The sequence below is a fragment of the Rothia sp. HMSC036D11 genome (assembly GCF_001814205.1).
Lineage (GTDB): Bacteria > Actinomycetota > Actinomycetes > Actinomycetales > Micrococcaceae > Rothia > Rothia dentocariosa.
The window spans coordinates 1-3,916 of record NZ_KV815298.1 but is presented as its reverse complement, the minus strand read 5'-3'; the positions used below and the strand labels follow the sequence as shown (position 1 = coordinate 3,916).

Annotated in this window: 4 protein-coding genes; all 4 read left to right on the top strand. The window is 49.7% G+C overall.

The window, feature by feature from the left end:
* The first annotated feature begins 439 nt into the window (after positions 1-439).
* On the top strand, positions 440-1,705 hold the full coding sequence (locus tag HMPREF2958_RS05105) for an inorganic phosphate transporter (RefSeq protein WP_070661572.1): 1,266 nt from the start codon (positions 440-442) through the stop codon (positions 1,703-1,705).
* Positions 1,705-2,007, top strand: coding sequence for a hypothetical protein (locus tag HMPREF2958_RS05100; RefSeq protein ID WP_004005921.1), 303 nt, complete (start codon positions 1,705-1,707; stop codon positions 2,005-2,007). Before HMPREF2958_RS05105 ends, HMPREF2958_RS05100 begins: the two co-directional genes overlap by 1 nt.
* A 47-nt stretch (positions 2,008-2,054) precedes the next feature.
* Positions 2,055-2,540 (top strand): DUF3349 domain-containing protein, encoded by a 486-nt coding sequence (locus HMPREF2958_RS05095; protein ID WP_004005920.1) that lies wholly within the window; start codon positions 2,055-2,057, stop codon positions 2,538-2,540.
* Positions 2,541-2,757: 217 nt separating this feature from the next.
* Positions 2,758-3,801, top strand: coding sequence for a Tat (twin-arginine translocation) pathway signal sequence (locus HMPREF2958_RS05090; RefSeq protein ID WP_070697099.1), 1,044 nt, complete (start codon positions 2,758-2,760; stop codon positions 3,799-3,801).
* Positions 3,802-3,916: the final 115 nt, after the last annotated feature.

Sequence of the window (3,916 nt, the reverse complement as noted above, 5' to 3'; positions counted from 1 at the left end):
GTGTGGGAGAGTAGGTTGTCGCCGGACTAGTTTTAGAAAAGGACCCCGAGCATAGAACTCGGGGTCCTTCGTTTTATCACCAAAATGCCGCTGAATTCTCTCGAATATGTAGTGTTCCTAGGTAGAATTACAAACCTTATAATCGCGCTGCGTCATAAATCCTCATATCTACATGAACAGTAGATGAACACGTGTTATACATGAGGAGACCTGCTGTTGGGGAGAATCTTAGGAAACGCTATAAACCACAGAAAACCATGGAATAGACTCGTGGTATACGGTGGATTTATTATCCGTATATCCTTTATTTCTCGGGTTTTTAGGCCAAGAGGAGGTATCGTAGTCCACAGGTATTGTGTTGGTTTATGTTGTTTTAAGTGTTATTTCGTTTCGGGGAAGAATACTTTAAATTTTACGCGAGACATTCCATAATCAAAATGTGACTACTGAACTTATCATCCTCGTGATTGTGGTGTTGACGGCACTGGCCTTCGACTTCACAAACGGCTTTCACGATACCGGAAACGCGATGGCGACCTCCATCGCTACCGGTGCGCTTAAGCCTAAGACAGCGGTGGCGTTGTCAGCATCGCTGAACCTAGTGGGTGCCTTTCTATCCGTTGAGGTTGCTAAAACCGTCGGTAAAGGGCTGGTAAACCTTGACAGGATTGATATCAGTACCAACGGTTCCGATCTTATGTTGATCGTCTTTACCGGCCTTGTAGGCGGTATTCTCTGGAATGTGCTGACCTGGCTTTTTGGGCTTCCCTCCAGTTCTTCCCACGCTCTTTTCGGCGGTTTGATCGGTTCTGCGCTCGCCGCTATGGGGCTCAATGGTGTGCAGTGGGAAGGCGTTGTTTCCAAGATCGTAATTCCCGCCGTGATGTCCCCGGTTGTGGCGGCTCTTGTTTCTACGGTGGGTACATGGCTGGTCTACCGCGTCGCCTCGCCGGTATCTGATGATAAGAAGACCAACGGATTCCGTTGGGGTCAGGTGGGCACCGCATCCCTTATGTCCTTGGCGCACGGCACCAACGATGCGCAGAAAACTATGGGCGTGATCTTCCTAGCCCTAGTTGCTTCCGGTACCGTAAAAGACGACGATGCTATCCCGTTCTGGGTCAAAGCATCCTGTGCCATAGCCATTGCCTTGGGTACCTACCTGGGCGGCTGGCGCATTATCCGCACTCTGGGTAAGGGCATTGTGGAAGTTGATACCCCGCAGGGCGTAGCCGCCGACGGAGCCTCCGCAGCAATTATTCTGACCTCCTCGCACTTTGGCATGGCACTTTCGACCACCCATGTTGCTACCGGCTCAATTCTGGGTACCGGTTTGGGTCGTAAAGGCGCAGAAGTACGCTGGGGTGTTGCCGGGCGTATGGTGATCGCCTGGGTTATTACTCTTCCCGCCGCTGCCGCTATCGGTGCTATTACGTGGCTGATTGGTACGGGACTGAATAACCTGACTAATACCCATTATGTGGGCGAGTTGGTTGTCTTCTTGATCCTGCTGGCCTTTAGTATCTGGATGTGGCGCCATTCCCAGAAGGATGCTGTGGACGCATCGAACGTGACCGCCGATTGGAACGACACCAAGGGTGGGGAGACTGAGAAGACTCAGGACGAAACTCTTGAGAGTCGCCAAAGCGATAATCAAGACATTCCTGAATTACCCTCTCCGGCACGTGAAAAGGCGGGTGCATAATGTCTCTTTTCGAATTGTTTGAAAAGATCGTCCCTGTTGTTCTTGCTGGGCTTTTCTTAGGTGCCGGTTTGCCAGCGCTCTATGCCTTTGGAATGCGCTTGCTGGCGGGGGATACCGAGTACACGGCAGACGGTAAACTCATCGAGATTCAGCCTCCTAGTCGCGGTTCAAAGATTGCCGCGAGCGTTGTATTTGCTATCATCATAGGAATTGTGTTTATTGGCATTCTGTGGGTCGCCAAAGATTTCATCTTCCATACTTTTGGGTGGAATATCTTTGGTGTGACCGGTGGAGGTCACTAAATACATGCTTGAAGATAGATATGATGAACGTATAGAGGAGGTATCCGATGCCGGATAAAAACATCATCTCGCGTGTTGTTGACTGGCTCAGTGTCGGTTACCCGAAGGACGTTCCTGTTCAAGACCGTGCAGCGGTTATGGCAATTTTGAAAATGCGTTTGACTGACGAACAGCTTCAAGAAGTTGTGCGTCGTCTTATGCAGTCGCGTGCCGCTCGCGGCGAGGCGTATGTAAGTGACCAACGCATTAACGAATACATTCGTCGTGTGGTAGACCATACACCAACCCCTCAAGATATTGACCGAGTCGCCAAAATTTTAGGTGCACACGGTTTCTTAATATCGGAGACTCACGTAAATGACGGTACTGAGATCGAGGGGCATCCTGAATATGTCACCTATGATGACCCCACTACCGGGGAAATCCGTATTGCCGAACTTGCGGCAGCCGATGTGACACTCCAGAACGAGGCACTTGAACAAAACAACGCCGGGCAGCATGAAGAAGAAACTCAAAAAGCTGAATCTGCCTAGGATAATCCGAAGACAAAGCTGTGGGGCAAGAATTGCAGTAATTCTTGCCCCACAGCTTTAAGTGTTTATGGCGCGCGTACTAATCTGCCTGAACGTAATCTCATGTGATGTGAAGCGGATGAGACAGTCCTGATGAGTTCTTCTGCGACGGTATTGGGTATTCTGGGAGTAGAGATAAAAACGTAGAATCTCACTCACCGGTGAAAGGAATATCGTAATGTCGCAGAACGCGGAAAATAACGATGTTGCACACAAAGATGCTCAGTCTAGCGGATGGAAAAAATATGTTCCTCAGCGCGTGAATTCTCTGAGCAGGCGCTCGCTTTTGCTGACGGCGGGATGCATCGTGGCTGCCGACGTTGTTGCGATGATGCCCCAATTTGCCCGTGCTGGAATATTAGGCGATGAGGCGGCGGCGACTGTTTCGCGCAGGAAACAGCTTGAAAAATGGGAGCACGATATTCGAGAGAATATTGACGGAACCTATCTCAAGGTCGAAGAATTTACGATTCAGGGTCGGAACAAGGACGATAACTCTGAGGATAATCTTGAACTTGTTGGTCGTATCTCGATAACGAGTCGTGGGCGACAAGATTCTGCCGGTACCGCACGTGCTCTTTCGGCCTTGTGGGAATATGGACACCCCGAGTCCATTACTCTTGAACCCTCGGATAATGAAGCAGCTATGACCATTCCTGCCCCACAAGGAATATCCGAAGCTGAGTGGGGAACAATTCTTGGGGTTTCAGTACCTCGCTATGCCGTTGATGCGTTGAGCATTCAAAAAGACAACGATTCGAATACCCTTGACGTCGATGCAAGCCTCACGAAGGGCGCATGGAACAAGATCAAGGAAAATCTGCGAACCCTGCAAAACGCGCAGTTCTCGCAGGGAATGCGAGTGCAATATACCGTGCAGCGCAATAAACTTCAGGTTCCTTCGGGTGCTACCGCGGATATTTCAATTCAGGTTTTGGGCGCCGAGCGTTTGAACCTGATAACTATGGCGCTTCAGGATGCTATGGAGACCCAGGAATTTAATAACTTGAAGAGCTTCACGGCACGTTGGATAGACGATACCTCAGGAAAGAGCAGCAGCCGTAAGTCGGGGGAGAAGGACAGTCTGATTATTGTTATTGATGGAAATCCCGAAGACCTCGTCGATGTGGCTCAAACGTATATGCGTGAACAGAGGGTCACGCTGGAGGGACTCAAAGAAATGCACATTCGTGTGAAGGAAACAATTTTTAGGGGTCTGTAAATCTTGTGATGTACTTCTCATAAGAAACGCTCTGCTGGATTTGCTTACGTTATAAAAAGTAGTTTATAGTAGTAGAGCACCGCGGGGGCGTGGCGCAATTGGTAGCGCATCTGCT